Genomic DNA, 25,925 nt, shown 5'->3' with positions numbered 1-25,925 from the left:
CGTCAAGCTCCAGCCATGTCGCGCCTGCGCAGACCCACCAGTCCCAGAGCCGTCGCCGCGGCGCCGACCACGAGCAGCAACAGCAGCGGTGTCGCCGTGACGGCCGAACCGGGCACCTTCGGCACGTGCGCGTACGGCGAGAGGTCCATCAGCCACTGGTCGAAGCCGAACACCGGGCCGAGCTCGCCCAGCAGCAGGAACAGCACGAGCGCCGACCAACCGGCCACCGCGAGCCGCGGCACGACGCCGTACGCCGCCACGGTGATGCCGACGAGCACCCACGCGGCGGGGATCTGCACCAGCGCACCCGCCAGCACCTTCCCCACCAGGGCCGCGTCGCCGGCCTGGACGGCGTGCACGCCTCCGGCCACCAGACCGGCGCTGACGAGCAGCACGGCGACGCCGCCCAGGGCGATCACGACGTGGCTCGCCGCCCAGCGCAGCCGGGTGACGGGGGTGGCGAGCAGCGGTTCGGCGCGAAGGCCGGTTTCCTCGTGGTGCAGGCGCATGACCGCTTGGACGCCGTAAGCCGAAGCGATCACGCTGAGGATGCCGAACATCGCCGCGAAGACCGCGTCGGTCAGGGTGTTGTCCCCGCCCAGCCTCCTGAAGAACTCGGCGGCCTCCTGGCTGCTCACCAGGTCGCCGATGCTGCCCGCGACGCTGCCGACGAGGACGCCGTAGACGACGAACCCGATGGCCCAGCCCAGCAGGGAACCACGCTGCAGCCGCCAGGCCAGCCCGAAGGCGCCCCGCAGCGTTCCGGTGGCGGGGCCGGGGCGGTCGGGCAGCAGCCCCGCGTTCAGGTCGCGCCGGGCGACGAGCAGCTGGGCGACGACGGCGGCCGCGACGGCGAACCCGAGCGCGATCGGCAGGACCCACCAGCGGTCGCCCGCGAACGGCCGGAACTGCTGTCCCCAGCCCAGCGGGGACGACCACGACAGCCACCGCGGTCCGGCGGTGTCGCCCAACGCCCGGAGCAGGAACACGCCACCGAGCACCGCCACCGCCACGCCGACGGCGCCCCGGGCCGTGGTCGTGACCTGCGCGGTGATTCCGGCGATCGCCGTGAAGACGAGCCCGACGCCGAGCCACGCCGCACCGAAGGCGAAGGAGCCGTTCACAGGCAGGCCGACGCCCGAGAGACACAGCGCGGTGACCAGTGCCAGCACGACGTTCGCCCCTGCGGCGACGGCCAGTGCCGCGGTCAGCGGGGCGTGCCTGCCGACCACACCGGAGCCGAGCAGCTCACTCCTGCCCGTCTCCTCGTCGGAGCGTGTGTGCCGGACGACGAGCACGATCGAGAAGACCGCCAGGATCACCGCGCCGGTGCCCAGGGCCTTCAACATCGCGAGCGCGCCGACCGACGTGGGGTCGTAGATCCGCCCGTACACGGCGACGAGCGCGGGCGTGCCGTTCATCGCCGTGGCGGCCGCGACGATCGACTCGGTGGTGGGGAACATGTCCCTGGTCGCCGCCGCGGAGGCGAGGGCGAGCAGCACGAACATGCTCAGCCATGCCGGCAGCAGGATCCGGTCGCGGCGCAACGCGAGCCGGATCAGTTCACCCGTGCCGTTCACGCCGTCACCCCGTAGTGCCGCAGGAACAGCTCTTCCAGCGTCGGCGGCCGGCAGACGAGGTTGCGCACGCCCAGCGCGCTCAGCTCTCGCAGCACGTCGCCGAGCTTGTCGGTGTCGGCCTGGCAGTGCAGTCGCGTGCCTTCGGAGTGGAACTCGTGCACGCCGGGCAGGGTGTCGAACCCGTCCGGCGGCTGCGCCAGGTCCGCCGTGATCGAGGTGCGCGTGAGGTGCCGCAGTTCCGCCAGGGTGCCGGTCTCGACCGTCCTGCCCTGGCGGATGATGCTCACCCGGTCGCACACCTTCTCCACCTCGGCGAGAACGTGACTGCTGAGGAACACGGTTCGTCCTTCGCGGCGTTCCTCGCCGACGCAGTCCTCGAACACGGCCTGCATCAACGGATCCAGGCCGGCCGTGGGCTCGTCCAGGATCAGCAGTTCCGCACGGGACGCCAGGGCGGCCACCAGCGCGACCTTCTGCCGGTTTCCCGACGAGTAGGCACGCCCCTTCTTCGTCGGATCGAGCTCGAACCGCTCGATCAGGCTCGCGCGCCGTCCGGGATCGAGCCCGCCGCGCAACCGTCCGAGCAGGTCGATGACCTCGCCGCCGGTGAGATTCGGCCAGAGCGTCACATCTCCCGGCACGTACGCCAGACGCCGGTGCAACGTCGCGATGTCCTTCCACGGGTCACCACCGAGCAAGGTGACGGTCCCTGCGTCGGCGTGCAGCAACCCGAGCAGGATGCGCAGCGTCGTGGTCTTGCCGGCACCGTTGGGTCCGAGGAAGCCGTGGACCTCGCCGGTCCGGACGGTCAGGTCGAGACCGTCGAGCGCGGTGGTCCGGCCGAACGCCTTGCGCAGGCCGGTCACGGAGATGGCTGCTGTCATGACTCGACGGTAGGGAGCCGCCGGGCCTGCTCCGAGTGCCTTCCAGCACCACCGCGACCGACGCCTGGTCCCGGACACACGAGGACCTGCGGCCCTGTCCCGGCGTGGCCCACCAGCCCGACGCTTTCCTCCAGCAGGACCACGACGCCGAGGAGTGCTGATGAAGGTCGACGAGCTGATCGCGAAGACGAAGGACTCGCTGGAGGCGAAGAAGGTCTACGCCGAGCCGTACGAGAAGGACGGGATCACCGTGATCGTCGCCGCGACTCTGGCCGGAGGCGCGGGCGGCGGCACGGGGCGCGACGAGAAGGGTCAGGAGGGTGAGGGCGGCGGCTTCGGCCTGAACGCCAAGCCGGCCGGTGCCTACGTCATCAAGGACGGCAAGGTCCGCTGGGAGCCGGCGGTCGACGTCAACCGACTGGTCGCCACGGCGGGCGCGGTCGCCATCGCCGCGCTCCTCGTCGCGCTGCGCATCGTCAAGGCCAAGGCGCAGCGTCAGTGAACAGGAAGCTGTGGATGTCGCTGGGGGCCGTGGCGCTGGTCGTCACGGCCTGCGCGGCGGGACCGAACGTGGCGTCCCATGTGGACGGTGTACAGCTCGCGGGCTTCTGGAAGGGCCTGTGGCAGGGGCTGATCTATCCGGTCACGTTCATCATCTCGCTGTTCACGGACAACGTGAGCGTCTACGAGGTTCGCAACAACGGCAACTGGTACGACTTCGGTTTCGTCGCCGGCATCGGTCTGCTGCACATGGTGCTGGGCCCGGGCAGGAGCGCACCGAAGCGGCGGCGCAGGAGGAAGCGGGACTCAGCGGGCGGTCCAGTCGCGTGACACCTGCTCCCACTCCGACTCCCACCACCGCATCCGCGACCGCGTGTGTGCCAGGAGGAACAGGGCGACCGTCCTCGGTGAGCACGGCCAAGGCCCGCCTGCGGGTCTCGTGCTTGCTCATCACCTGTGCTCGTCGAACGTCTTCTGCGCGGCTCACCAGCTCGCAGGATCGTCGCCGCGGTCAACGCGATCGCCCTGCCGTTGTTCCTCTTCCACAGCACCGGGATGGCGCTCGCCCGGCTGGCCGGCTTCGCCCCCCTGGGCGGGCAGATCGCGGACGACCGGGCCCCTGACCTTCTGTGGTGGCTGCAGCGTCCGCTCGCCGTGGTGGTACCGCTGCTGTTCCCCCTGCCCGTGATCATCCTGTTCGGACTGAGGAGGCGTGCATGACCTCACGGAGGATCCCCACCTGGCGCCGGCTCGCGTGGGCGGCCTGGCGTCCGCCGTCAGACCCTCAGTTCTACGGAGAGCTGGACATCGACGCGTCCGCGTTGCTCGCCTACCTCGATCAGGTCCGTGCGGTGAGCGGCGTCCACGTGACGATCACGCACCTCGTCGGCCGCGCGGTCGCCCACGGCCTGAGCCAGGTGCCGGAACTGCGGACGCGCGTCGCGTTCGGGCGTGAGCACGAACGCGAGTCCAACGACGTCTTCTTCATCACCTCGCTGGAAGGCGGCAAGGAACTCAGCGGCGTGAAGATCACCGATGTGACGCACAAGTCCGCTGTGGACGTCGCGGTCGAGCTGACGCGCCGGCACGCCGCGATCGTCTCGGGCGCCGACCCGGAGTTCGGGCGGAGCAAGGCGCTGCTGGGGTGGCTGCCGATCTGGCTGCTGCGCCCGGTCATGCGCTGCGGAGCCTGGCTCACCACCGCGCTCGACCTCGACCTGACGGTCCTGGGCATGCCGAGGCAGGCGTTCGGCGGCGCGATGGTCACCTCGGTCGGGATGTGGGGCGTGCGCCGCGCGTTCTCGCCGCTGGCCGCGTATTACCGCATGCCGGTGCTGGTGCTCGTGGGCGCGGTGGAGCAGCGGGCAGTGGTCGTCGACGGCCAGGTCGTGGCCCGTCCGGTGCTGGGCATCACGGCGACGTTCGACCACCGCTACGTCGACGGGTCGCAGGCCGTGCGGTTCGCGGCGGCGGCGCGCGAGTACTGCGCCGATCCGCGCGCTTTCGAGCCCGGGTGAGGATCAGCGCTGCACGGTCGCGGGCGGTCCCGCGCCCGCGAAAGCCACCCGCACCGCGGTGGTGAGCACGACGTCGCCGTTCGCGGCGGAGTCTTCCTGGAAGAGCACCCAGCCGCTGCCACCGTTCGGCTGCGCGAAGGTGATCTGCCCGGTGAAGGGTCGCAGCGCGTCCCCGCCGCCGGTGACGAACCCTCTGCCGATCTCGGTCGGGCCCTTGTCCGCGAGCACACGCACCGAGACGTTGCCTTCGAAGACATGTGCGCGGCCGTTCGCGGTGAGCGGTGAGGTCAGCACGTCGCCGCTCTTCGGTCCGTCGACCTGGATCACCGCCGCGCTCGTACCGGTGACCGACCACCGGCCATCCGCGAGTCGCAGCGACACGACCGTGGGCAGCGTGGTGACGGGCTTGGTGGCGTCGCCAGGGCCGGCCGGGTAGCAGGTGACCTCGGCCAGTCCGTTGCCCGTGCGGCGGAACTGGCCTGTGAACACCACCCGCATCCCGGCGACCTCGACGAGGAACCGCCTCGCCTCGGCCTCCGCGGCCGCCCGTTCGTCCCGTGTGGGCGGGGACAGCTGCAGCCACTGGTAGAACGCATCGACATCGCCGCCGAAGGAGTACACAGTGGACTTCACCGTCGGAAACTGGCGCAGAGTGGTGTCGAGTTCGGCGAGCAGGGCGGTGGCGCCGAAGCTGGAGCCGGCGTTCGGGATGATCTGCCGGAAGTCGAGGAAGTCCGCGTACGCCACGCCGTTCTCGACGCGCACGCTCTTGAGCGTCCTCGCCGTGGCCGGCACGAACAACGACCAGTACCCGTCTTGCTGTTCCTCCGCGGTGGGACCGGGCAGCAACTCGTTCAGCGCGGCCGTCGCGACCGCCTCGGTCTTCGGCACCGACCGCGCGACGGCGGCGACGGAATGCGGATCATCCCGAGTGCCGCGATGGAAGTACACGGCCACGTTCGTCATCTCGGCGGTCGACGCCGGCGACGACGACGCGGACGTGGGCGGCGCGGCCGGGTCCGGGCGACCGCCGCGATACACGATCAAGGCGGCGAACCCCACTACGAGCGCGGTCACCAGCACACCGACGAGGATGCCGTTGCGTCTCGTCATGTCACACCACCGCGAAGGAGCGGAGGAGCTGGACGCCTGACGTCGTGAGCACGGCCGTTGCCGAGGCACCGAACCCCGTGTCACGTGCGGGCCGGAGCAGTCCGCTCGTGACGAGTTCGTCGGTGGCGGTGAAGTCGCACCACCGGCCGTCGACGGTCAGGCTGGGGACACGTCCGCACACCAGCTCGCCACGTCCGTCCGCGATGGCCTGCAACATGGCCCGGTGCCTCGCCGTGCGGTCGTTGACGGTCATCTCGTTCCCCTTCCGTGCGTTTCCGGCTGAGGTGGAGCCTGCTCTTGGTGACGAAGGCGACGCAGAGCCCGAGGTGGGCATCGGCCCGGGACCATTGCCGCGCCCACGACGGACCTCGGTCTCTGCCCGGCACCGCCGCTGATCGCGAGGCTGGGAGCATGAACACGGGTATGCGTTCCATTCCGCTCGGGCGGGTGCACGGCATCCCCGTCGGCGCCCACTGGTCGACGCTCGTCGCGGTGATCGTGATCGGCCAGGTCGTCGCGGTGTCCGTGCTGCCCCAGGCGGCGCCGGGGCACTCGCCGCTCGTCTACTGGACGGCCGGCGTGCTCGCGGCGCTCGCCTTCCTCGCCTCGCTGCTGGTCCACGAGTTCGCGCACGCGCTCACCGCCCAGCGGTTCGACGTCGGGGTGAGGCGCATCGACCTGTGGATGCTCGGCGGCGTGTCGCAGTTGTCGTCCTCGCCGGGCACGCCCAGAGCCGAGTTCCTGATCTCCGTCGCGGGCCCCGGCGCCAGCGTGGGCGTCGGGGCTCTCACGTACGGCCTCGGTACCGCGCTTGCGGCGTGGGGCGCACCGGCACTCGTGGTCTCCCCCGTGCTGTGGCTCGCGATCACCAACGGCGTGCTGGCCGCGTTCAACCTGGTACCGGCCGCGCCGCTGGACGGCGGACGCGTGCTGGCAGCGGCGGTGTGGTGGCGCACGGGCGATGAGCGACGCGGCACGAAGGCCGCGGCTGTCGCGGGCAGGGCGTTCGGCGCGGCCCTCGCCGCGTTCGGACTGATGGAGGTCTTCGCCGGCGTGGTCGCCGGTCTGTGGCTAGTGTTGATGGGCGCGTACCTCGTCGTCAGCAGCACCGCCGAACAGTCCGCGAACGAGGCCCTGCACCGGCTGGGCACCACGCTCGCGCGGGACGTCATGACACCGGACCCGCCGATCGCACCGGCGTGGTGGACCGTGCGGGCGTTCCTCCACCATGCCGCCTCCGGACCCCATCAGCGCGTGTTTCCCGTGGTCTCGTTCGACGGCAGGGCCTCCGGTGTCGTGAGTCTCGCCGCGCTCGTCAAGGTCCCGGACCCGCTGAACACGAAGGTCGGCGACGTGTGCCGCGCGTTGCCAGGAGTCCCGACGGCCCGATCCGGTGAACGGCTCGTCGACGTGCTCGCCAGGACACCGCTCGGGCAGGGCCGCGACGTCGTGCTGGTGATGCTGGACGACCGCGTCGAGGGCCTGATCGGACCGGAGGACGTCGCCTGGGCGCTCGAGTTGTCCGAGGGCGTGCCCCTCAGTCGGCACGAGGTGACGTCATGAGGTTCAGGGACCGCGCACAGGCGGGCCGCCTGCTCGCCGCCCGGCTCGACCACCTGCGCGGCGAGGACGTGGTCGTGCTCGCGGTACCGCGCGGCGGCGTTCCGGTGGGTGTGGAAGTGGCGAACGCGCTCGGTGCGCCGCTGGACGTCGTCGTCGTCCGCAAGCTCGGACTGCCGTTCCAGCCCGAAGTCGCGACCGGGGCCATCGGCGAAGGCGGTGTGCGCGTGCTCGACCAGCGCGTGCAACGTCTCTCCGGAGTGACCACGGCCGAACTGGCCGCCGTCGAACACCAGGAACGCCGCGAACTCCTGCGCCGGCTGCGTCGCTTCCGCGTCTCGCCGCCGGTCGTGCTCAAGGGTCGTACGGCGGTGGTCGTCGACGACGGTGTCGCCACAGGTGCCACGGCACGCGCCGCGTGCCAGGTGGTCCGGGGTCGCGGCGCGGCCCGTGTGGTGTTCGCGACGCCGGTGTGCTCTCCCGCGGCCGTCAGTCTGCTGGGTCAGGACGCCGACCAGATCGTCACCATCACCACACCACTCGAACTGGACGCGGTCGGCCGGTACTACGACGACTTCCGCCAGGTCAGCGACGCCGAGGTGATTCGCGCGCTCACCCCGCCGGCCACGTGCTCCCCGCCCGACCGGCGCGCGATCCGCCAGCGCTCGATCGAGGTGCCCGTGGGCAGAGTCCTTGTGCACGGCGACCTCGCGGTGCCGGAGCACCCCGTCGCCGGCGTCGTCTTCGCACAGGCCAGCGCGGGCGCGGGACACAGCTCCCGCATCCGGCACGTGGCCGCCGAACTGAACCGCGCGGGCATCGCGACCGTGCTGACCGGCCTGCTCACCTCAGAGGAGGAGCTCGACCGGGACGCGGTGTCCGACGGCAACCTGCTCGGTCACCGCCTGACCGCCGTCACGAGATGGACTCGCGGCGAGGCGAACCACCGCCTGCTGCCCGTCGGTTGCCTCGGCACCGGGAACGGCGCCGCGGCCGCGCTCAGGTCCGCCGCCGATCCGCGAAATGAGCTCAGTGCCGTGGTCAGTCTGGGCGGACGGCTCGACCTCGCCGAACCGTGGCTCGGCCGGGTGCGGCCGCCGACGTTGTTCGTCGTCGGAAGCGCCGACCACGACGGTCTCGCTCTGCACGAACGGCTCCGCCCACGGCTGCGGTGCGAGAACCGGACGTTCGTGGTCCAGGGTGCGAACGGGCGGTTCGAGGACCCGGACGCGCTGGACACGGTCGCCAGGCTCGCGCACGACTGGTTCACCGTCCACCTCACGTCGTCCGCCCGGCCGAGCGCATGATCGCCGCACTCTCGCTCGGCGTCGAGGAGGAGTACCTCGTGGCGGACGCGGTCACCCGGCGCCCGATTCCGGCCGGCGCGGCGATCGTGGACGAGCTGTCCGGGAAGGACTTCCACACCGAGCTCTCCGCCGCGCAGACCGAGTTCGCCACGCCGGTGTGCGCCGACCTGGCGTCGTTGCGCCGGGAGCTCCACCGGGGCCGCACCACGCTGGCCGAGGCCGCGCGCGCTCACGGCGCCCTGCTCGTCGCGTCCGGCACGCCACCGCTGGGCAGGCCAGGTCCTCCCCCGGTAACGGCAAAGGAGCGCTACCGCCACCTGGTGGCCGCGTATGGCGCGCTCGCGGAGGACCAGGGCGTGTGCGGATGTCATGTCCACGTCGGTGTGCCGGACGTCGACCACGCTATCCGTGCCGCCAACCACATCCGCCCGTGGTTGCCGGCGTTGCTCGTGCTGAGCGCGAACTCACCGTTCTTCGACGGCAGGGACACGGGGCACGCGAGTTGGCGGACGGCGATCTGGTCCCGGTGGCCGGTCTGCGGGGTGCCGCCGCGCTTTCGCAGCGCGACCGCCTACGAGCACCTCGTCGAGCGGATGGTCGACGCCGAGGTCATCACCGATCCCGGGATGGTCTACTTCTACGTCCGGCCGTCGCGGCACGTCCCCACGGTCGAGGTGCGGGTGGCCGACGTCGCGGCGACAGTCGAGGAAGCGTTGCTGCAGGCGGCGCTCACCAGAGCTCTCGTCAGCACCGCGTTGGTCACCAAGCCGAAGAAGGACCCTCCCGACATCGTCCTTCGAGCAGCGTGCGCCCGAGCCGCCCTGGCAGGGCTGAGTGGGCGATGCCTCGACGCCGCGTCGGGGCGCCCGTGCACCGGCTGGGACCTGGTCGACCGGTTGGTCGCGCACGTGCGGCCCGCACTGCGCGACGCCGACGACCTCGGCTTCGTCGAGCACTGCCTGTCGTGGCTGCGGGCCCGCGGAGGCGGCGCGGACAGGCAACGACTGGTGCTGCGCGAACGAGGTGATCTCCGGGCCGTCGTGGACCACCTCAGCGTGCCGGTCACGGGCATCAGTGACTGACGTCCCGGCACCGTCGTCGTCACCGCCGGCCCGTCCTCCGTGCACACGGTCACTCGTGATCGCAAGCGAGTGGTGACCGCGGTGGCGTTGTTCGCGCTCGACCTGATCGGTGTGGTGCTGTCTCTTGTGGACGTTCTGACACCGGCACCGCTTGCCATCGGTACCGCGACCGCTCTGTTCGGGGTCCGGTAACCGTTGGGCAGCAACGCAATGGTGACCTCCGGCCGCACCGCGGACCGGCGGTCGCCTGCCCAGAAACGCGCGTTCTACGGTGTTGCTCATCGCGGGCGTGGTGGCCACGACCGTTGAGCCAGCGGGATCTGGCCCCTTGGATCAACTCCCGTTCGGGAACAAACTTCTTCCATGAGCGATTCTCGAAGATCAGTGGTACCAGCGGTTCTGGTGACGTTGGGGCTGGCGCTGTGGCCCACGGGCACCGCGGCGGCACAACCACCGCCGACGTGCAACGGCCTGGCCGCCACGCAGGTCGGGACGAACGGCGACGACGTCCTGTTCGGCACGAACGGCCCCGACGTGTTCGTCACGCTCGGCGGTGACGACGTGGTGTTCGGCCTCAACGGCAACGACACGGCGTGTCTGGGGGCCGGTGCGGACGAGTTCTTCGGTGGGGCGGGCAACGACTGGGCCGCCGGCGAGGACGGCGCCGACACCCTCAACGGCGAGGCCGGCAACGACACCCTCAACGGCGGTCAGGGGCCGGACCGTCTCGACGGCGGAGCGGGAAACGACACTCTCGACGGCGGTGCGGCAGCCGACACGATCGAAGCCGGTGCGGGCGACGACACCGTCAACGCGGGAGCCGGAGCGGACTCCGTGAGCGGAGGCGACGGCGCCGACACGCTCAACGGTCAGAACGGCGCCGACCGCTTGAACGGCGGCAACGGCAACGACCGCCTCAACGGTGGCGCGGGCGTCGACGACCTCAACGGTGGCGAAGGCAACGACATCGTCAACGGCGACGCGGGCAACGACACGCTGACCGACCCGGCGGGGCAGGACGTCGGTGACGGCGGTGCGGGACCCGCCGACCGCTGCGACTCGCGCTTCGAGTCGCTATCCGACTGCGAGATCATCTTCTGACCGGTGTTCCGGTTCAGCCGAAGTCCCGGCGCGGCCGGGTGACCGCGGCGCCGACGTGGGCCCGACCACCGGCGACCGCTCGCCCGGTCGTGCCGATCCACTCCGGCCATCGGCACGTAGTTCCGCGACGTTCACGACGTGCAGAGGGCGATGCCGGATCGCCGCCCAGCGCAGAACCCGAGCTGAAGCCGGAGTCCCGTCGACACCGGCCGGTGCCTTCTCAGCGCTCACGGCTTTCCTGCTCGACGCGGATCTCGACGTCGGGCGGATGCCGGAGGGTGTTGTGAACGGTGCAGTGGCTCATGACCGCCTCGAGCGCCGCCTTCTGCCCGGGCGTCAGTTCTTCCGCGACGTGTGCGGCGATCCGGATGCGGCGCACGCGGGCCGGCCGGTCCGTTGCCATCTCGTATCCGGCGTGCACACCGAGTCCGGCGGTCGGCAGACCGTGACGCCGCAGGTAGACGTTCGCGTAGTGGGCGACGCAGGTCGCGAGCGATGCCACGAACAGCTCGACCGGCGACATCGCCCGGTCGCTGTCCGGCTGGTCGGTGTGGACCTCGTGGGCGCGCAGACGGATCACGAACTCGTCGTCGCGGATGTGCTGAACCGTGAGCCGGCGGTACAGCGAGGGAGTCGAGAACGTGGTCATGGCTGCCTGCTCACAGGAGTGGTCCAGGGGTGAGGGGAGCCAGCGGCTCCTCCTCACGCGGAGTCGTCTGCTCGGCCGCCTTCACGACCACGACGGGACAGGTCGCGTCGTGCACGCAGTAGGAACTGACCGAACCGAGCAGCAGTTCGGACAGCGGGCCGTGGCCCCGGTTGCCCACCACGAGCAGCCGTGCGTCCCGGGACATCTCGACGAGCAACTTCTTCACGTCGCCCTCGATGAGGACCCGGCGCACCTGCACACCGGTGACGTCGACCGCGGCTTCGTCCAGCACCGTCCGCTGCGCGGCTTCGGCTTCCTCCGCGGCGGACTCGGCGGCGGCGGGAAGAATCGTCGCCCTCACGCCGTAGTCCAGGTGCCACACGGAGATCACGTCGATCGGGCAGGCCAGTGCGCGCGCCTGCTCCACAGCCCAGCGCAGTGCCGCCGCCGCAGCCGCGGACCCGTCCACACCCACCACGATCGGGCTGAGTTCGTTGTCGCTCATACATCTCAGCGTCGAGCACGGCGAGCACGGCGGTCAGTGGCCGCGGGCCTGCGGGCGTCGGGACTTTCGTCCCACCTGTTCTCAGGACGCGACGGCCGATCCCCGCACGCCCGGTACCGTCCGCACCAACGCCTCGACGATCTTCCGCTCGGCCTCGTCCGCGAACGGCCCGCTCACGCTCACCTCGCCGTGGTTTACCGCGACCGTCCATCGTGGAGCGCCGCTGTAGGCCCGCAGAGCCATCTCGATCCGCGCCGCGAGCACCGCGTCGTTCGGGGTGAGGATGCGCAGCAGGTCACTGCGGCTGACGACGCCGACGAGGGCTTGCCCGTTCGACACGATCGGCAGGCAGCGCAGCCGCTGCGACAGCATGGTCGCGGTCAGTTCCGCGGGGGTGGCCGTGCTCTGCGCACTGATCACCGGCCGGCGCATGACCCGGGCGACGGGTCCGTTCGCGGTCGTCGGCTCCATGTTCGCCAGCAGGAGGTCGGCACCTGACACGATCCCGACCAACCTGCCCTCGTCGTCCACCACCGGCAGCGCCGAGAACCCGTGGTCGCCCAGCACAGCGCTCGCCGCGCGGACGGTGGTGTCCGGATGTACCACGACCGCCGGACTGGTCATCACATCTGCAGCGTTCACGTTGTCAAGCCTCCGTCCACCGCCGGCGTCGCGGCAGAGCGGTTGGCCCTGCCCGCGCGGTGACGTAGGTCCTAGTTCTCACGTTGGTTTGCGGACGATCGCCGGCGAACAGGGCACGTGACGCACGAGGGCCTGGCTGGTGGAGCCGAGCAGCACGTCCACCGCTGGCGGCAGAGGTGTGCCGGCCCTCCGCCCGCCGGGAGAACGGCGCAGGCTCGCAGTGAACGCCCCCACGGTGGGGCGCAGCGGTGATGGCGATCTAACGAGGCGTTGCCGATGCCCGGAGGAGAAGACCTCTCACTTGCGATCGGTCGTTTCGACGGTCTGCGCGCAAACGCGTGTGCCGGACCACAACGGTCCGGCACACACTTCCAGGCGGTTCAGCCGCAGCGACGACCCTCGTTGACGCACTTCACGATCTCCGCCATGGTCTGGTCGGAGTTGACGTTGGCGAAGTCGTTGTGATCGGAGAACGGGTTGTGGTTCTCCTCCGGAAAGGCGTCGAGCTGGTACTGCCCCTTCTCCTGCACATCTCGGGGGATGTTGTAGACGACGCTGATCCGCAACTGCGGAATGGCGCGGAAGCCGTCAGGACAGGCACCACTCCTCTGGTCCGGGAACCGGACGTGGTCGCGGTGGTTGGCGCTGTCGGTGCTCCGGCCGTCCCAGCAACCGGGGAAGTCGTGCACCCGCATGACCTGCCTGTCCTTGGGACAGATGACGTACTTGTCCGAGAGCCGGTCCTCGAACCCGCTACAGGTCCACGTGGCACGTGCGTTCGCAGGGCCGCGGCTGGTCGGCTTGGCGTCGCCAGTGATCATCTTCAGGAACTTCGGCATCCCCGTGACCTTGCTGACGGCGTTTCCCCGGTACTCGATCTTCACCTGGGCCGGCTGCACGATCTTTCCGTTGTTTCCCACGAGCTCCAGGTTCTGCCCTGACGGAGCGGCCAAGCTCGGTTCGCCGCCGCCGCTGTTGTCACCGCCGCCCGCGTTGCCCGTCTCGTTGAGCTTGCACGGCGCGAGTCGTTCCAGACCCTGCGGCTTCGACGCGTTACGGCCGATGGCGATCGCGATCCTGTCGAGGGTGGCGATCCGCTTGTCCTTCAACGGGCCGAGAATCGCGTTGTCGACGAAGTTCGGCCCACCCTGTCCCTTGCTGGTCACGAGCCGCTGGTTGGCCTCCGCGATCTGCTTGTCCAACAACGCGAGGTTGCGATCGGTCTCGTCGATCGCCTGATCCGGGACTCCCGGCAACGCACCTCGCACCGACGGACACTTGATCGTCGGAGTCGCGCCGTCCCTCGCACCGTTGCCCTGAGCGGCGAACTTGCTCGGAGCCTGGGAGTGGTCGGCGTGCCCGCCCCCGAACCTCAGGTCGCAGTCAGCGAGCGAGACCAGATTCGGCTTGCGCGCACTGCGGCCGATGGCGATCGCGATGCGGTCCAGGGTTGCCACCCGCTTGCTTCGCAGCGGGCCCAGGATCGCGTTGTTCACGAAGTTCGGATCGCCGGGATTCTCGTTGCGCGCCACGCGGTCGTTGGCTTCCTTGAGCTGCTGGTCCAGCAGCTCGAGATTCTTGGTCACCTCGTTGCGCGCCTGCTGTGGCACAGCAGGCATCCGGTCCGCCACCGCCGGACAGGCGACCTCTGCCCCGCCTGCCTCCTTGAGCTTCTCCTGGCTGGAACCGACCGAGTTCGGGTTCGCCTTCGGGTTGATCCGCACGACCGGCCAGAAGTAGGACGACCGGTCGCCGTTGCGACAGGTGGTGCCTGACTCGGCGAGGCTCTCGTCCGTCGACTCCGCGCTGATCGACAGATTTCCCACGAAGTCGTGAACATGTTGTGCGCCATGGCGCAGGCCAGGTTGCGCGACCGGGTTGTCCGCACTGAACTTGCCGTTCTCGTTCGTGCCGCAGTCGACCGTGAACACCCCGCCTGCGCCGTTCTGACGCACTTCGGGTGTGACGACGTTGGCCTTCACTTCCTCGATTCGCGTGAACATGCCCAGGGGCGCAGGTTCTCCGTCTCTCGCCGCCAGAGCAGCCGTCGCGGTTCCCGCAGCCACGACGACTACGGCCGACAACGAGGCGATCAAGCGGAACTTCCTCCTGTCGACCACGTGGTGTGTCATTCGTCCTCCTCGCTCGTGTCCTGCACGCAGAGGAGTACGTACGTCAGCCACAGATCAGCGTGGCGGCACCACGTCCGTCATAACTCCATAAGAACTCGGACGATCCTCACGAAGAGCGAGGTCCACACAGGATGTTGAGCCGGCCTCAGATGTGGGCAGGCCTGCTGCTCACCACGAGCAACCTGTCGTCACCGCGCAACACCGCCACCGCCGGATCATCGACCCAGATCCGCTGCCCGTGCCGCAGCACGGCGAGCACCTGGTGCCCGCAGGCGAGTGGCGGGCGATCGACCTCGTCCCGCGTCACCGCGCGCTCGGTCACGGTCCACTCGAGCTCAGGCTTCTCGCCACCGACGTCCTGCGGTGGTGCTGCGCCAGGAATCCACTCGTTGACCTGACGGATGTCCACGACGTGATCGGCGCCCGCGTGTTCGACCAGCCCGCGGGCTTCAGCGCTGCGAACGACGGTGATGATCGTTGCTGTCGCGTTGAGCGAACGCACAGCGGAGGTGATCCGCACTACCATCTCGTCGTCCGGAACCGCGACGACGACATGACCGGCGGTGTCCACGCCGGCCAACCACAAGGTGCGCAAGCGCCAACAGGGTCCGACCACCGCCGGCACACCCTCCAACACGGCCTGCTCCGCCCGCACGGGATCGGAGTCGACCACCGTGAAGCCCTTCGCGTGGCCGCTCTCGCGCAGTGCCGCGACGACGACTCGGCCCCGGACGTTGTAACCGACGAGCACGGTTCGCGAACTCACCAACACCCCCATCGCGGCCACCGCCCCCGATGCCGTTCCCGGGCTCGGAACACGACTCCCTCTGGCTCCGTCCGCACCGAACGGGTACCTGCCGATGATCTCCAGCAGGTACCCGTTCTCCCCGGAGCGGTCTGGCGCGGACGCTCACCACGACCGGTTCGCGTCCGCGTTCGTAGTGTGCCGGAAACCCGCACTGTGCAACCTTACGAGGTCCTTTCGATGCGCCGGAGCCCCGGATCAGCCATCGCTGCGGATCAGGAGAGTCAGACCTGCCGCGAAGATCACGGCGATCCCTGCCAACCCGGCCGGGACCGTTGGACGGATGACACCGATGGAGTCGAACAGGAATCGGCGGATCACCACACTCTCGCAAACGTCCTGAAGCGACAGTCAGTCGGGTGGACGCGCGGTACCGCTGTCCGGCCGACGACGAAGTAGCCTTTCGCACGAGGAGGTTCAATGACGACGCAACCACCCGAGCAGGAACCGGACTACAGGTTCACGCTGGCCAACGAGCGCACGTTCCTCGCGTGGATTCGCACCGCGCTGGGCCTGCTCGCCGCGGGCGTGGCGGTTCGGCAGTTCGTTCCTCCCTTCGCGATACCCGGTGCCACGACCGGTCTTGCCCTGGGATGCATCGCGCTGGCCTCGTTCGTCGCGGCGGCCAGTTACCCCCGATGGCGCCGGGTCCAGCAGGCGATGCGCATCGGGGCTCCCCTGCCGCGCAGCCGGATGATCGTCGTCCTCACCGGTGGAGTGGTGCTGATGGCGTTGCTCGCAGCGGTACTGGTGAGCGTCGGATGAACCGTGACGCCGGTCTGCAGCCTGAACGCACGGCGTTGGCGTGGAACCGCACCGCGCTCGCCGCTGCGGCCTGTTCCCTGCTCCTGCTGAACTCGGCGGCCCGGCACGGCTGGGGTTCGGCGGTCGTTCCCGCGGTGTGCACGGCGGCCGTCTCGGCGTCCCTCGTCCTGTTCGGTCGTCGTCGGCCGAATGGAACGCATCCGCTTGCGTTCATGCTGATCAGCGCTCTGGTGAGCATCGCATGTGTTTCTGGGGCGTCACTTGTGTGGCCCAGTCCCTGAACGCGGTCCGTGGGTGTTGGAACCGTGTAAACCCGCCTGTTCAGCCGCGGATCCTGGCCACCGCGCACGTCAACGGTCCTGATCAGCCCGCTGCCACCACAGCACGGTCGCCGCCGCCCCGGTCACGCCGACGAGCGCCACCGCCACGTAGCCGACCGGTCCGGGGACGGGGTGATCGGGCCCGGCCAGGCCGCTCAGCAACGCGGGCACCGACCACGGGAAGAACTCGCCGTAGCCCAGTGCGGCGATGATCTGGGCGCAGAACACCGCCACGATCATCACGCCGACCCCGGGCAGGTAACCACGGCCGACACAGGCCGCGAGCGTCACCGGCGTCGTCAGCAGGACCGTCATCACGGCGACCACCGCGATCCTCACGCCTCCGGTGAACATCACGGTCGCAGACCACCCCGGCAGACCGAGCAGGGACCCGATCACCAGGCCCAGCAGGAAGAGCTGCACGGTCAGCACCAGGCACCACGTCGTGGTCACAGCGAACTTCGCCGTCACGATCGCGACTCGCGGCGTGGGCAGCGCCAGCAGGTCCTTCGCGGTGTTCTGGCTGAACTCGCGGCCGAACGTCCAGATGGACACCAGGCCGAACACGATCATCCCGCCGACCGCGGTGGTCTGGGACAGGAACGCGAGGTAGGTCGGCCAGTCCGCTACGCCGCCGACCAGCGCCGCCTTGGTGCCGATGAGCCCGAGGGAGCGAGCGCGCTCCTGGTCCTGCAGGATGAACATGAACAGGCCGCCGACCAGTGCGACCACCGTGAACGCCACGGCCGTCATCCACGGCAGGTGTGAGCGGCGGATCTTGAGGATCTCGGTTGCCAGAGCGCCGGTCATGACCGCACCACCCGCAGGAAGAACGTCTCCAGGTCGTCCTGCTCGACGACCACGCGGTACGGCGGGCAACCGGCCCTCACGAGCGCGGTCACCACCGCCTCTGGTTCGCCTATCGATCGAGCGTCGGTGAGCGCCAGGTGGTCACCGCCGATTCGCGCGGCGCGAAATCCGGCTGCCAGCAAGGCATCTTCGGCGATCGCGCTGTCGCGGACCGACACGCTGAGCCGCTGCTGAACGTGCTCGGCCAGCTGATCGGCCGCTATCTCGCGGACCAGCCGCCCCTGATCGATCACACCGACGCGGGTTGCCAGCCGCGCGACCTCGGTGAGGATGTGGCTGGACAGCACCACGGTGACGCCGTGCTTCTGGTTCAGCTCGAGCAGCAGGTCGCGGACCTCGACGACGCCGGCCGGATCCAGACCGTTCGCGGGCTCGTCGAGGATCAGCAGCTCTGGTTCGTGCAGCAGTGCCTTCGCCAGTCCGAGCCGCTGCGCGTTGCCCAGGGACAGGGTGCGGGCACGCCGGCCCGCGTACGGTGTCAGCCCGAGCATGCCCATCACGTCGTCGACGGGCCCGCGTCCGTTCAGGCCACGCAGGCGCGCCGCCACGGTCAGGTTCTCCACGACCGTGAGCTCCGGATATGCCGACGGCGTCTCCACCAGGTATCCCACCCGCGACCACATCGCGTGGACGCCTGGCCGGACAGCAGTGCCCAGCACCGTCACGCTGCCGCTGGTCGGCTTCACCATGCCGAGCAGCATTCGGATCGCCGTCGTCTTGCCGGCACCGTTGAGCCCCAGCAACGCGTAGATCTCACCGGCGGCGATGCGCAGCGACACGTCGTCGACCGCGGTGACCTCCCGGTAGCGCTTCGTGAGTCCGCAGGCGTCGATCACCGGGACACTCACGCGCCGACCTTCACGCAGCGCACAGTGCGTTCGATCTCCGACACCGGCAACACGCGTGCGGACGGCTGTACGTAACGCGCCGAGAACTCCTGAGGCCCGAGTTGCTCGATCTGCTTCCACCCGTACGGTGCGAGGAACCCTTCCACCTCGTCCGGCATCAGGCCGAACTTCCACATGCGCCGCTTCGTCACGAACTCGCGGTGACCCCCCTCCGCGCCGAACATCGCGTCACCAGCGAGGAAGTCCTTGCGCAGGAAGGTGAACACCAGTTCGCTCCCGGCCGGTGCGTGGGACAGGAAGTCGAAGGTCGCCCGGACCGCGTCCTCGGTCAGGTACTGGGTGACCGCCTCCCACACGAAGAACACCGGACCGTCATCGCGATAGCCGTGTTCTTCCAAGGCCTTCTCGAGGCTCTGCTGCTCGAAGTCGACCGGCACCAGGGTCAGGCTCGAAGGCAACGCCCCGAACAACGCCAGCAGCCGCTCGTGCTTGGCCTTCACGGTGGCCGGCAGATCGACCTCGAACACCCGGCCGTCCCAGTGTCCGCAGCCGCGGGTGTCGAAGCCCGCGCCGAGCACGACCGCCGTGCGCGCCTCCGTGGCGTCAAGCCGATCATCGATGTACCGCTTGCGGCACAACATGCTCGCCCACAAGCCCGGGATCTTCTTCTCCGTCGCGGAGAACAGAGCGTTGCGAATCGGCCGCCAGCGCGCGGCCCTCACAGCCAGGCGGCCGGACAGCGGCAGGATCCGGGCCGCGAGCTCGTCGCGCACCAGGGGATGTTCCTCGAACTGGTCCACGGCGGCGATGACCATCGGTCCGATGGCGGTGCCGGTGACGGCGGTGTCCACGAATGCTCCTCGAAGTCGGCGTTCTGCCACACGCCGACCAGGCTTCCCGGCACACCTGCGGGAGATCCTACATCCACGGCCTCGTTTGGCCAGAGCAGGTTTTGCGGGCTCGGCTTGCCGTGGCGGCCTGATGGACGTCAACGACGTTCTGCTGCCCGGCGTCGGTCCGCGCCACGAGTTCACCAACGCCCCCGGCGACCAGATCGGCATGGTCGCGCTCGCCGAACTCGTATCGGTCCCGGCGTTCGCCGCCGCGTTCTTCCTCGCCACCGGCTTCCCCGCAAGCCGGCTGGCATGCCGCACGTCGCGACGGCGCCGCCCTCATCGAACGCGGCGAGTTCTCGGTCGTGATCATGAGCCTGGCCGGCGTCTCCAGCCCGGGCCTCGGTCCGGCGGTGACCGCCTGCGTCCTCGTCCTGGCCACGACCGGGCCCCTGCCGGCTCGATGGTCCGGCGACTGGCCGCGCCCGCGGGTCTCCGGCGCCTGAGCACCGGTTCGACCTCACCCCTTGTTCCGGCCCCCGCGTCTATCCGGGACGGGCTCGACCGCCTATCCTGGGACGCGGTGTGCCGGGAAGCCTGGTCGGCGTGACAATGTCCTGCTCGAAGGGAAAGTCATGCCCACCAGAAGAGCGCTCGTCATCGGTGCGGGTGTCAGCGGCCTCGCGATCACCTACCGCCTGCTGCGCAGTGACTGGGAAGTCGTCGTGCTGGATCAGCCGACACCGCGGGAACCCGATGCGGTTCCAGCCGCCCTCACCGACTTCGGCCTCGACGCCTCGCGACGACTCGGCCTGCTGCCCGCGCTCGCGGAACGACGTCACCCCCGCTGCGGTCTCGTCGAGGTCGACGGAGCCGGCCTGCCGCTCGCGGTACGCCCCAAGCCTTCTCCGCGCCATCCCGTGCTGGGCCGGGATGATGTTGCCGCGGTGCTGAACGATGTCATCGGCGGCGCGGCAACTCGCCGCCGCGAGGACTTCCCTGCCCTGGTAGCGGATGATTGTGGTGTCACCGCGACCTTTGCTCGGGGCGACGCGGACTGGTTCGACCTCGTCGTGGGTGCCGATGAGGCCGCCGCTGAGGCCACGAACGCGATTCTGCCCCGTTCTCAGGACCACCAGCCGGGCTGGTCGACGGTGTCCCGCCGGATCGAGGTGGCTTCGTCCTGCGCGGTCTCCCTGAGTCTCAGCAACAGATCCATACGGCTGCATCCGCTGCGCGACGCGGGATCGGCCGTCTCGTTCGCCTGGCGGCACGTGCCGGGCACCCCGTGGCCGGAGCTGTTCGCCGACCTCGGCTGGCTGGTCCCGTCGCTTCTGTCGCATGTGGACGGTGTGCCGGACGGACCGGTTCACCGGGTGCGAACGGATAGATGGGTGCACCAGCGCGTCGTTCTGATCGGTGACGCCGCTTGGCACCTCGGACCGCACGCCGAGCGCGGCGTCTCGCTCGCGATCGGCGGGGCCGAACTGCTGGGCGACGCACTGGACATCTTCCCCGACGAGGAAGAGGCTCTATGTTGGTGGGAACGCACGTTGCGGCCGTACGTCCGGCGTGCGCAGACCAGAATTCGAGGGCTCGACGATCGGGAGGCGCCGTGGGACTCACCGAGCACGAGAAGCGCGAACTGGACGCGATAGAACAACTCCTGGCGGAAGAGGACCCCGGCTTCGCCACCAAGTTGACCAAGCCGTCGTGGCACGCGCGGCTGTCCGGGACCTCTCTGTTCGTCGTGGGCCTGCTGACGACTTACGTGGCCGGCCTGACACTTCTGGCCGTCGGCGCCACGTTCTCGTCGTGGGTTGTGATCGCGGTCGGTGCCGCCGTCATCGCAGTGTTCCCCGTGCAGGTGGCCGTGAAAGCGGCGCGGGCGCTGCAGCAGCCAGATAACCCGTCCGGGTGAGAAACGACGCCGGAACGAAGAGGAGCTGAGGCTGCGGATTTCGCAGCCCGGCTCTGCAGCCATCGGCGAGTTCCCTCACTCACCCGAAGGCGTGGTGCTCAGCACGACGAGCAAGTCGTCGCCACGCAGTTCCCCTACCTCCGGGTCCTCGACCCAGATCCGCTGCCCGTCCCGCAGAACGGCCAGCACCCCGCTGCCGCACTCGAGCGGCGAACTGCCGACCTCGTCCTGCATCACCGGACGCTCCAGCACGGCCCATTCCAGCTCCGACAACTGGTCGTACGGCAGATCATCCATCTTGAGCGACCACTCGCCGACCCGGTCCGCGACCAGCACGTGGTCAGCGCCGAGGAACTCGATGAGCTCGTGCAGTTGCGTGCTGTGAACCAGAGTCGTGATCGTGGCGCTCTCGTTCAGACTGCGCACGACCGACGTGATGCGAAGGGCCAGGGCATCATCGGTCACCGCGACGACAACGTGGTCCGATGTGTGCGCGCCCGCTGACCACAGGACGTTCAGGCGCCAGCCTTCACCTGCCACGGCATGCACACCGTCCACTCCGGCCTGCACCACACGTTCGGGGTCGGAGTCGACCACGGTGAACTCCGTCGCGTGCCCTCCGGCGAACAGCTTGCTCAAGACGACACGGCCGCGGGCGCTGTAGCCGATGAGCACGGCATGTGAGCGCATCTGGAGTTCCTCATCTTGCGCGGGCGGGTACCGGCCGCCGATCCTGTCGGCCGGTACCCGGATCTCCCCGTGGCGGTTGGCGCGCACGCTCGCCCCGACCGGTTCGCGTCCGCCGCACCATTCTGGTGGAAACCCGCACTGTGCAACCTTGCGAGGGCCTTTCGATGCGATGTCATTCCCGGGACGAGCGAGAGCGGCGCGGGCGCCCACCCGTCCACAGATAGATTCCACCCACGACCGCGACCATGACGAGCACGCCGAGGATCGCGTCGGAGCCGTCGCTGCCGTCGCTGCCGTCGCTGCCGTTGTTCTGAGCGATGTTCTGCGTCCTGGGCACGGTCGGCACGGCCTGGGGCACGATGGGGACGGGTGCGGGGCTGGCCGGCGCCGCGGCGAGCGCGGCGAGTGGAATGGCTTTCGTGTCGTTGAAATCCACCATGCCGGTCGCTTCGAGGACCTGGATGTGGTCGAGCACGACTTCCATGCAGCGCTTCGCGAAGTCCCTGATGAGCGTGTTGCGGGTACCGGTGCGCACTACCGCCAGGAACTTGTAGACACCTCCGTGCGCCGCACGGAGGCGGTTGGCGAACACGCGGTCGAACTCGGCGCTTCCCGCCGGGGCAGTGGTCATCTCGGCGATCCAGCCCTGCTGGTCGGCGTTGGCCTCGCTGGGCAGCGGGACGTTCAGCGTTCGCCCGAGCTCGAGGACCTTGGCGTCCAGTTCGGCGTGTCCGTTGATCAGATGCCGGCCCGCTTCCTTCACCAGCGGGTTGGCGGACTTCTCCAGTCCCAGACGCCCCGCGGGACCTTCCCACAGCCCGGCCAGGCGCACCTTCACGAGCATGTCCTTGCCCGCCGGCCCCATCGGACCGAACTGGGTCTGCGTGTACTCCGACCCGAAGTCGGGTTGCGCCGATGCCTGCGGGGCCGCGAGCGAACAGATGATCGCGACCGCCGTCACCACCTGGGCGAGACGTATGAGCACCGTGGATCTCCCTCCGCCTGCAACGGCGACCGTGTACTGATACGGAGGGATACGGACGAATCGGACCACCAGATCATTGCATTGTGCAAACGTTATCTAGCCGTTATCGACGCAGACAGTGCAGTAGTGCGGCCCCAACGGCCTGCCGGAACCCGTCCAGCCGGCCTGATCGGCCTGCAGCCACAGCAGTTCCCACGCGAACAAGCCCGTCGCGCTGGTTCGGCGTGATCGCCCGCACCCGTCGCACACGAGAATCGTCCCCGTCGTGCCTTCTTCAGTGGTGGGCATGCCCGTCACGATCGGTAAAGGCCTTTCGTAGTCCAGAGACAGACGCCGGCCGCTCTCGCCGACTGACGTCTGACCTTCCCCGGAAGCGCGCAGGCACGCGCCCACCACGGGCCTCGACCCGCGGTCACAAGCATGCCTGAAGCGTGCATTGTGCAACCTTACGAACTCCTTCCGAAGGCGTACATCTCCACCGCGATGCGGTCACCATGGCAACGTGATAGAAGCAGCACCAGAAACCTACGAAGAAAAGCGGGACATGGATTTCTCCGTGCTGCTCGTGGACGACGACGAGCGCATCCGTCAGGCACTCGGCCTGGCCCTCACGGACGAGGGCTTCGCCGTGGACGAGGCCGTGTCCGGTGAGGACGCGTTGAGCCGCCTCGACACCGACTCGTTCGACGTCGTGCTGCTCGACCTCATGCTGCCCGGAGTGGACGGTCTGCAGGTCTGCAGGAAGCTGCGGGCCCAGGGTGACCTGCCGATCATCATCGTGACGGCGCGCACCGACACACCCGACGTCATCGCCGGGCTGGAGGCGGGCGCGGACGACTACGTGACCAAGCCCTTGGTGGCGAGCGAGCTGGCCGCACGCATCCGAGCGCTGCTGAGGCGCCGGGGTGGTCCCAGGGAGAACCTCTCCTACCGCGTCGAGGACCTGGAGATCTGGCCGGACGAAGGTGTCGTTCACCGCGGTGGCGAAGAGATCCGGCTGACGCGCACCGAGTTCCGCCTGCTCGCCGAGCTGGCCGCGGCGGGTGGACGCATCGTCACCAGAGAGCAGCTCTTGCAACGGGTGTGGGGCTACGACTACTACGGTGACACCCGGCTGCTCGACGTGCACATCCGCAGACTTCGCACCAAGGTCGAGCACAACGCCGAGGACCCCGTGTTCGTGCTCACGGTGCGCGGTTCCGGATACAAGATCGGCCCGCCCAGGTGATGGTGCGCCGCCTCTCCCTGCGCTGGCGGGTGGCCGCCGCGCTCGGTCTCGGCTCCGTGCTCGTCACCAGCCTGCTGGCCATCGCGACGTGGAACCTCGCGTCGGACTACATGCTCCGGCAGCGCGTCCAGGCCACGACCCGCCAGGCGGAGGTCAACCTGCGCCTGGTCGAGCAGGCCGTCCGCACCAACTCCGACGGACTGACCGAGCTGCTGACCGGCCTCACCACCAACCCAGACTCGACGATCATGCTCTTCCGCGGGGACGAGGTGCTGACGAGCGGACGGCAGGTCGACCCCGCCGTGGTGCCCTCCGCGCTGATCGTGATGGCCCGCGACGGCACTCCCGCCAGACAACGCCTGCGCGCCGACGGCATCCCGGTCATCGCGGTGGCCCAGTCGCTGGCCGACGGGCAGGGCGTCTACGTCGAACTCTTCCAGCTCGTCCAGCTCGACCGCACGTTCCGCTTCCTCAGCGGTCTGCTGATCGCCGGAACCGTTCTCAGCGGCATGATCGGCGTGGGTCTCGGCTCATGGGCCAGCAGACGCGCGTTGAGACCGTTGACCGAGCTGACCGCCGCCGCGTCACGCATCGCCGGCGGTGATCTGAAGGCACGGCTGCCGGATCAGCCCGACCCGGACCTCGGGCCACTGGCGAGCACGTTCAACACGACCGCCGCCGCACTGGAACAACGCGTGCTGCGCGATGCCAGGTTCGCGGGCGACGTCAGCCACGAACTCCGCTCGCCCCTCACCACGATGGTCAACGCCGCGGCGGTGCTCCGGCGACGGCAGGCCGAACTGCCCGGCACCGCGGGAAAGGCGCTGGGCCTGCTCACCTCCGAAGTGGACAGGTTCGCCCGCATGGTGGTCGATCTGATGGAGATCAGCCGGGCCGACCAGGACGGTGACAAGGAGGACTTCGAGCCGTTGGACGTCGGCGGCCTCGTGCACGGCGCCGCGGGTCTGCGGCTGGGCGAGGACGTCGAGATCGTCGTCGAGTCTCCGCCGCCACTGGTGCTCGGCGACCGGCGCCGGCTCGACCGCGTCATCGGCAATCTGATCGAGAACGCCGAGCAGCACGCGGGAGGCGCGGTCCGGCTGGCCGTGCTCCACCGGGACGACACCATCCGGCTCGAGGTCGATGACGCGGGACCAGGTGTGGCCGGCGACATGAGGACTCAGGTGTTCGAACGCTTCACCCGTGGCAGCAGAGCGGGTAGCCGCGGCGCCGACTCCGGCAGCGGGCTCGGCCTGGCGCTCGTCGCCGAACACGTCCGCCGCCACCACGGCAGGGTCTGGGTCGAGGACCGGCCTGGCGGCGGAGCGCGATTCGTCGTGGAACTTCCGGAGGCTCTCGCATGAGGATCGGTCTGGCCGCCGCCGCGTGCTTCCTGGTCAGCGCATGTGGAGTGTCCACACAGGATGCGCCGGAGCCACTGGGCACTCCGACCACGCACAGCGAGGCACCGACGCCGGTGGTGACGCAACGACGTCATTCGACACCGCCGCCCACCACTACCACGTCGAGCACGCCTGTTGCACCGACAGCTCTCAAACCCTCCCCTGGCACGACGGGCGATCGTTAGGCACTCGTCAGGAGCGGCGTCCGGGAACTGGGCAAGGATGGACGGAATCCGCCGGAAGGACGCCGTTTTGAGCCGAAGCCGTTCCATGCCCGCCGACGCGGAGGCCGTTTTCGACGTCCTCTCCGATCTCGACAACATGACCGCCTGGCTTCCCGACTCCATCGAGGTCGAGCTGTCCGGCCCCAACCTCATCCGCCTGTGGCTGCCCGGTCCGCACGCCGACGTCGACGTCGAGAGGCAGGTCGCCATCGACTGGGACCGGCTGCGCATCAGCTGGGGCAGCGAGACCACGACCAGTTGCAACGGCACCCTCCAGGTCCTCCGTCTCACCGCGGGACGCAGCGCGGTGAGTGTGCGGCTGACCGGCCCTCCCGGAGCGTCGCGGAGCACGGTCGACACCTGGGTCGAGTCCGCGCTCGACGCCCTCGAATCGGTTGTAGCTGCCGAATGTCATACAAAACAGGCAGTACACCAACCAGCCATGTGATCACAGCACCGC

The 25,925-nt window shown here is 69.4% G+C and carries 32 protein-coding genes; 17 read left to right on the top strand and 15 right to left on the bottom strand.

The window, feature by feature from the left end; all coding sequences use genetic code 11:
• Window positions 1–2: 2 nt before the first annotated feature.
• Together ACIRG5_RS24740 and ACIRG5_RS24735 are read right to left on the bottom strand one after the other, a co-directional pair.
• Window positions 3–1,580, bottom strand: coding sequence for an ABC transporter permease (locus ACIRG5_RS24740; RefSeq protein ID WP_402908434.1), 1,578 nt, complete (start codon window positions 1,578–1,580; stop codon window positions 3–5).
• Window positions 1,577–2,464 (bottom strand): ATP-binding cassette domain-containing protein, encoded by an 888-nt coding sequence (locus tag ACIRG5_RS24735; RefSeq protein WP_402908432.1) that lies wholly within the window; start codon window positions 2,462–2,464, stop codon window positions 1,577–1,579. Before ACIRG5_RS24735 ends, ACIRG5_RS24740 begins: the two co-directional genes overlap by 4 nt.
• Window positions 2,465–2,499: 35 nt before the next feature.
• On the opposite strand from ACIRG5_RS24735, the gene ACIRG5_RS24730 reads away from it, so the two are divergent.
• From ACIRG5_RS24730 to ACIRG5_RS24710, 5 genes are all read left to right on the top strand, one after another.
• Entirely contained in the window at window positions 2,500–2,625 is a 126-nt protein-coding gene (locus tag ACIRG5_RS24730; protein WP_402908430.1) for a hypothetical protein, read from the top strand.
• Window positions 2,625–2,966: a spore germination protein GerW family protein gene (locus ACIRG5_RS24725; RefSeq protein ID WP_402908428.1), complete on the top strand. Its 342-nt coding sequence runs from the start codon at window positions 2,625–2,627 to the stop codon at window positions 2,964–2,966. The genes ACIRG5_RS24730 and ACIRG5_RS24725 overlap by 1 nt, the downstream gene beginning before the upstream one ends.
• Window positions 2,963–3,295, top strand: a complete 333-nt coding sequence (locus ACIRG5_RS24720; protein ID WP_402908426.1) for a hypothetical protein — start codon at window positions 2,963–2,965, stop codon at window positions 3,293–3,295. The genes ACIRG5_RS24725 and ACIRG5_RS24720 overlap by 4 nt, the downstream gene beginning before the upstream one ends.
• A 126-nt stretch (window positions 3,296–3,421) precedes the next feature.
• A complete protein-coding gene (locus ACIRG5_RS24715; protein ID WP_402908424.1) occupies window positions 3,422–3,685 on the top strand; it encodes a hypothetical protein in 264 nt (87 codons plus the stop codon).
• Window positions 3,682–4,482: a 2-oxo acid dehydrogenase subunit E2 gene (locus ACIRG5_RS24710; RefSeq protein ID WP_402908422.1), complete on the top strand. Its 801-nt coding sequence runs from the start codon at window positions 3,682–3,684 to the stop codon at window positions 4,480–4,482. Before ACIRG5_RS24715 ends, ACIRG5_RS24710 begins: the two co-directional genes overlap by 4 nt.
• A 3-nt stretch (window positions 4,483–4,485) precedes the next feature.
• Here ACIRG5_RS24710 and ACIRG5_RS24705 read toward each other — a convergent pair whose 3' ends face one another.
• The gene (locus ACIRG5_RS24705; protein WP_402908420.1) at window positions 4,486–5,595 is read right to left on the bottom strand and encodes a Gmad2 immunoglobulin-like domain-containing protein; all 1,110 of its coding nucleotides are present in this window, start codon (window positions 5,593–5,595) and stop codon (window positions 4,486–4,488) included.
• Window position 5,596: 1 nt separating this feature from the next.
• The gene (locus ACIRG5_RS24700; protein ID WP_402908418.1) at window positions 5,597–5,848 is read right to left on the bottom strand and encodes a hypothetical protein; all 252 of its coding nucleotides are present in this window, start codon (window positions 5,846–5,848) and stop codon (window positions 5,597–5,599) included.
• 158 nt (window positions 5,849–6,006) lie between these two features.
• Here ACIRG5_RS24700 and ACIRG5_RS24695 point away from each other — a divergent pair, with 158 nt between their 5' ends.
• The 4 genes from ACIRG5_RS24695 (at window position 6,007) to ACIRG5_RS24680 (ending at window position 10,645) form a co-directional block, all read left to right on the top strand.
• Complete coding sequence (locus ACIRG5_RS24695) at window positions 6,007–7,158, top strand: site-2 protease family protein (protein WP_402908416.1); 1,152 nt, start codon at window positions 6,007–6,009, stop codon at window positions 7,156–7,158.
• Entirely contained in the window at window positions 7,155–8,462 is a 1,308-nt protein-coding gene (locus tag ACIRG5_RS24690) for a phosphoribosyltransferase (RefSeq protein WP_402908414.1), read from the top strand. Before ACIRG5_RS24695 ends, ACIRG5_RS24690 begins: the two co-directional genes overlap by 4 nt.
• Window positions 8,459–9,544, top strand: coding sequence for a glutamate--cysteine ligase (locus ACIRG5_RS24685; RefSeq protein ID WP_402908412.1), 1,086 nt, complete (start codon window positions 8,459–8,461; stop codon window positions 9,542–9,544). The genes ACIRG5_RS24690 and ACIRG5_RS24685 overlap by 4 nt, the downstream gene beginning before the upstream one ends.
• Window positions 9,545–9,907: 363 nt before the next feature.
• The gene (locus tag ACIRG5_RS24680) at window positions 9,908–10,645 is read left to right on the top strand and encodes a calcium-binding protein (protein WP_402908410.1); all 738 of its coding nucleotides are present in this window, start codon (window positions 9,908–9,910) and stop codon (window positions 10,643–10,645) included.
• A 220-nt stretch (window positions 10,646–10,865) separates the two neighbouring features.
• Here ACIRG5_RS24680 and ACIRG5_RS24675 read toward each other — a convergent pair whose 3' ends face one another.
• From ACIRG5_RS24675 to ACIRG5_RS24655, 5 genes are all read right to left on the bottom strand, one after another.
• Window positions 10,866–11,294: an OsmC family protein gene (locus ACIRG5_RS24675; RefSeq protein ID WP_402908408.1), complete on the bottom strand. Its 429-nt coding sequence runs from the start codon at window positions 11,292–11,294 to the stop codon at window positions 10,866–10,868.
• A gap of 10 nt (window positions 11,295–11,304) precedes the next feature.
• A complete protein-coding gene (locus tag ACIRG5_RS24670; protein WP_402908406.1) occupies window positions 11,305–11,799 on the bottom strand; it encodes a universal stress protein in 495 nt (164 codons plus the stop codon).
• 81 nt (window positions 11,800–11,880) lie between these two features.
• Complete coding sequence (locus tag ACIRG5_RS24665; protein ID WP_402908404.1) at window positions 11,881–12,441, bottom strand: CBS domain-containing protein; 561 nt, start codon at window positions 12,439–12,441, stop codon at window positions 11,881–11,883.
• A 380-nt stretch (window positions 12,442–12,821) separates the two neighbouring features.
• Window positions 12,822–14,573 (bottom strand): DUF1996 domain-containing protein, encoded by a 1,752-nt coding sequence (locus ACIRG5_RS24660; RefSeq protein WP_402908402.1) that lies wholly within the window; start codon window positions 14,571–14,573, stop codon window positions 12,822–12,824.
• A 145-nt stretch (window positions 14,574–14,718) separates the two neighbouring features.
• Complete coding sequence (locus tag ACIRG5_RS24655; RefSeq protein WP_402908400.1) at window positions 14,719–15,339, bottom strand: NAD(P)-binding protein; 621 nt, start codon at window positions 15,337–15,339, stop codon at window positions 14,719–14,721.
• Between the two features lie 459 nt (window positions 15,340–15,798).
• On the opposite strand from ACIRG5_RS24655, the gene ACIRG5_RS24650 reads away from it, so the two are divergent.
• The gene (locus ACIRG5_RS24650; protein ID WP_402908398.1) at window positions 15,799–16,143 is read left to right on the top strand and encodes a YidH family protein; all 345 of its coding nucleotides are present in this window, start codon (window positions 15,799–15,801) and stop codon (window positions 16,141–16,143) included.
• Window positions 16,140–16,424, top strand: coding sequence for a DUF202 domain-containing protein (locus ACIRG5_RS24645; RefSeq protein WP_402908396.1), 285 nt, complete (start codon window positions 16,140–16,142; stop codon window positions 16,422–16,424). Before ACIRG5_RS24650 ends, ACIRG5_RS24645 begins: the two co-directional genes overlap by 4 nt.
• Before the next feature lie 69 nt (window positions 16,425–16,493).
• Here the strand turns inward: ACIRG5_RS24645 and ACIRG5_RS24640 are convergent, their stop codons facing one another.
• From ACIRG5_RS24640 to ACIRG5_RS24630, 3 genes are read right to left on the bottom strand one after another with little or no spacing between them, the layout of a single operon-like run.
• Complete coding sequence (locus tag ACIRG5_RS24640) at window positions 16,494–17,273, bottom strand: ABC transporter permease (RefSeq protein ID WP_402908394.1); 780 nt, start codon at window positions 17,271–17,273, stop codon at window positions 16,494–16,496.
• Complete coding sequence (locus ACIRG5_RS24635; protein WP_402908392.1) at window positions 17,270–18,181, bottom strand: ABC transporter ATP-binding protein; 912 nt, start codon at window positions 18,179–18,181, stop codon at window positions 17,270–17,272. The genes ACIRG5_RS24640 and ACIRG5_RS24635 overlap by 4 nt, the downstream gene beginning before the upstream one ends.
• Entirely contained in the window at window positions 18,178–19,032 is an 855-nt protein-coding gene (locus ACIRG5_RS24630) for an SAM-dependent methyltransferase (RefSeq protein ID WP_402908390.1), read from the bottom strand. Before ACIRG5_RS24630 ends, ACIRG5_RS24635 begins: the two co-directional genes overlap by 4 nt.
• Before the next feature lie 130 nt (window positions 19,033–19,162).
• Here ACIRG5_RS24630 and ACIRG5_RS24625 point away from each other — a divergent pair, with 130 nt between their 5' ends.
• The 3 genes from ACIRG5_RS24625 to ACIRG5_RS24615 are packed head-to-tail and all read left to right on the top strand — an operon-like array spanning window position 19,163 to window position 20,935.
• Window positions 19,163–19,624: a hypothetical protein gene (locus tag ACIRG5_RS24625; protein ID WP_402908388.1), complete on the top strand. Its 462-nt coding sequence runs from the start codon at window positions 19,163–19,165 to the stop codon at window positions 19,622–19,624.
• A 25-nt stretch (window positions 19,625–19,649) separates the two neighbouring features.
• Window positions 19,650–20,672, top strand: a complete 1,023-nt coding sequence (locus ACIRG5_RS24620) for an FAD-dependent oxidoreductase (protein WP_402908386.1) — start codon at window positions 19,650–19,652, stop codon at window positions 20,670–20,672.
• Complete coding sequence (locus ACIRG5_RS24615) at window positions 20,630–20,935, top strand: DUF3040 domain-containing protein (protein WP_402908384.1); 306 nt, start codon at window positions 20,630–20,632, stop codon at window positions 20,933–20,935. The genes ACIRG5_RS24620 and ACIRG5_RS24615 overlap by 43 nt, the downstream gene beginning before the upstream one ends.
• 75 nt (window positions 20,936–21,010) lie before the next feature.
• Here ACIRG5_RS24615 and ACIRG5_RS24610 read toward each other — a convergent pair whose 3' ends face one another.
• From ACIRG5_RS24610 to ACIRG5_RS24600, 3 genes are all read right to left on the bottom strand, one after another.
• On the bottom strand, window positions 21,011–21,625 hold the full coding sequence (locus ACIRG5_RS24610) for an NAD-binding protein (RefSeq protein ID WP_402908382.1): 615 nt from the start codon (window positions 21,623–21,625) through the stop codon (window positions 21,011–21,013).
• A 172-nt stretch (window positions 21,626–21,797) separates the two neighbouring features.
• Window positions 21,798–22,610 (bottom strand): DUF4142 domain-containing protein, encoded by an 813-nt coding sequence (locus ACIRG5_RS24605; RefSeq protein ID WP_402908380.1) that lies wholly within the window; start codon window positions 22,608–22,610, stop codon window positions 21,798–21,800.
• A 96-nt stretch (window positions 22,611–22,706) separates the two neighbouring features.
• Window positions 22,707–22,898 (bottom strand): hypothetical protein, encoded by a 192-nt coding sequence (locus tag ACIRG5_RS24600; RefSeq protein ID WP_402908378.1) that lies wholly within the window; start codon window positions 22,896–22,898, stop codon window positions 22,707–22,709.
• Window positions 22,899–23,154: 256 nt separating this feature from the next.
• On the opposite strand from ACIRG5_RS24600, the gene ACIRG5_RS24595 reads away from it, so the two are divergent.
• The 3 genes from ACIRG5_RS24595 to ACIRG5_RS24585 all read left to right on the top strand — a co-directional run bounded on the left by ACIRG5_RS24595 (window position 23,155) and on the right by ACIRG5_RS24585 (window position 25,913).
• Complete coding sequence (locus ACIRG5_RS24595; protein WP_402908376.1) at window positions 23,155–23,838, top strand: response regulator; 684 nt, start codon at window positions 23,155–23,157, stop codon at window positions 23,836–23,838.
• Window positions 23,838–25,202 carry a sensor histidine kinase gene (locus ACIRG5_RS24590; RefSeq protein WP_402908374.1) on the top strand — a complete coding sequence of 455 codons (1,365 nt, stop codon included), beginning with the start codon at window positions 23,838–23,840 and terminating at the stop codon, window positions 25,200–25,202. The genes ACIRG5_RS24595 and ACIRG5_RS24590 overlap by 1 nt, the downstream gene beginning before the upstream one ends.
• Window positions 25,203–25,493: 291 nt before the next feature.
• Window positions 25,494–25,913, top strand: coding sequence for an SRPBCC family protein (locus ACIRG5_RS24585; protein WP_402908372.1), 420 nt, complete (start codon window positions 25,494–25,496; stop codon window positions 25,911–25,913).
• The last annotated feature ends 12 nt before the right edge of the window (window positions 25,914–25,925 follow it).

The sequence above is a fragment of the Lentzea sp. NPDC102401 genome (assembly GCF_044765805.1).
GTDB lineage: Bacteria > Actinomycetota > Actinomycetes > Mycobacteriales > Pseudonocardiaceae > Lentzea > Lentzea sokolovensis.
Note: the sequence above shows the minus strand (reverse complement) of the source record. Positions and strands in the feature narration are given on the sequence as shown.

Excerpts from the sequence above, each read along its gene's own strand:
- ACIRG5_RS24735 (WP_402908432.1), bottom strand. The coding sequence starts at position 2,464 with ATGACAGCAGCCATCTCCGTGACCGGCCTGCGCAAGGCGTTCGGCCGG.
- ACIRG5_RS24725 (WP_402908428.1), top strand. The coding sequence starts at position 2,625 with ATGAAGGTCGACGAGCTGATCGCGAAGACGAAGGACTCGCTGGAGGCG.
- ACIRG5_RS24710 (WP_402908422.1), top strand. The coding sequence starts at position 3,682 with ATGACCTCACGGAGGATCCCCACCTGGCGCCGGCTCGCGTGGGCGGCC.
- ACIRG5_RS24705 (WP_402908420.1), bottom strand. The coding sequence starts at position 5,595 with ATGACGAGACGCAACGGCATCCTCGTCGGTGTGCTGGTGACCGCGCTC.
- ACIRG5_RS24700 (WP_402908418.1), bottom strand. The coding sequence starts at position 5,848 with ATGACCGTCAACGACCGCACGGCGAGGCACCGGGCCATGTTGCAGGCC.
- ACIRG5_RS24695 (WP_402908416.1), top strand. The coding sequence starts at position 6,007 with ATGAACACGGGTATGCGTTCCATTCCGCTCGGGCGGGTGCACGGCATC.
- ACIRG5_RS24690 (WP_402908414.1), top strand. The coding sequence starts at position 7,155 with ATGAGGTTCAGGGACCGCGCACAGGCGGGCCGCCTGCTCGCCGCCCGG.
- ACIRG5_RS24685 (WP_402908412.1), top strand. The coding sequence starts at position 8,459 with ATGATCGCCGCACTCTCGCTCGGCGTCGAGGAGGAGTACCTCGTGGCG.
- ACIRG5_RS24680 (WP_402908410.1), top strand. The coding sequence starts at position 9,908 with ATGAGCGATTCTCGAAGATCAGTGGTACCAGCGGTTCTGGTGACGTTG.
- ACIRG5_RS24675 (WP_402908408.1), bottom strand. The coding sequence starts at position 11,294 with ATGACCACGTTCTCGACTCCCTCGCTGTACCGCCGGCTCACGGTTCAG.
- ACIRG5_RS24670 (WP_402908406.1), bottom strand. The coding sequence starts at position 11,799 with ATGAGCGACAACGAACTCAGCCCGATCGTGGTGGGTGTGGACGGGTCC.
- ACIRG5_RS24660 (WP_402908402.1), bottom strand. The coding sequence starts at position 14,573 with ATGACACACCACGTGGTCGACAGGAGGAAGTTCCGCTTGATCGCCTCG.
- ACIRG5_RS24650 (WP_402908398.1), top strand. The coding sequence starts at position 15,799 with ATGACGACGCAACCACCCGAGCAGGAACCGGACTACAGGTTCACGCTG.
- ACIRG5_RS24645 (WP_402908396.1), top strand. The coding sequence starts at position 16,140 with ATGAACCGTGACGCCGGTCTGCAGCCTGAACGCACGGCGTTGGCGTGG.
- ACIRG5_RS24640 (WP_402908394.1), bottom strand. The coding sequence starts at position 17,273 with ATGACCGGCGCTCTGGCAACCGAGATCCTCAAGATCCGCCGCTCACAC.
- ACIRG5_RS24625 (WP_402908388.1), top strand. The coding sequence starts at position 19,163 with ATGGACGTCAACGACGTTCTGCTGCCCGGCGTCGGTCCGCGCCACGAG.
- ACIRG5_RS24620 (WP_402908386.1), top strand. The coding sequence starts at position 19,650 with ATGCCCACCAGAAGAGCGCTCGTCATCGGTGCGGGTGTCAGCGGCCTC.
- ACIRG5_RS24610 (WP_402908382.1), bottom strand. The coding sequence starts at position 21,625 with ATGCGCTCACATGCCGTGCTCATCGGCTACAGCGCCCGCGGCCGTGTC.
- ACIRG5_RS24600 (WP_402908378.1), bottom strand. The coding sequence starts at position 22,898 with ATGCCCACCACTGAAGAAGGCACGACGGGGACGATTCTCGTGTGCGAC.
- ACIRG5_RS24595 (WP_402908376.1), top strand. The coding sequence starts at position 23,155 with ATGGATTTCTCCGTGCTGCTCGTGGACGACGACGAGCGCATCCGTCAG.
- ACIRG5_RS24590 (WP_402908374.1), top strand. The coding sequence starts at position 23,838 with ATGGTGCGCCGCCTCTCCCTGCGCTGGCGGGTGGCCGCCGCGCTCGGT.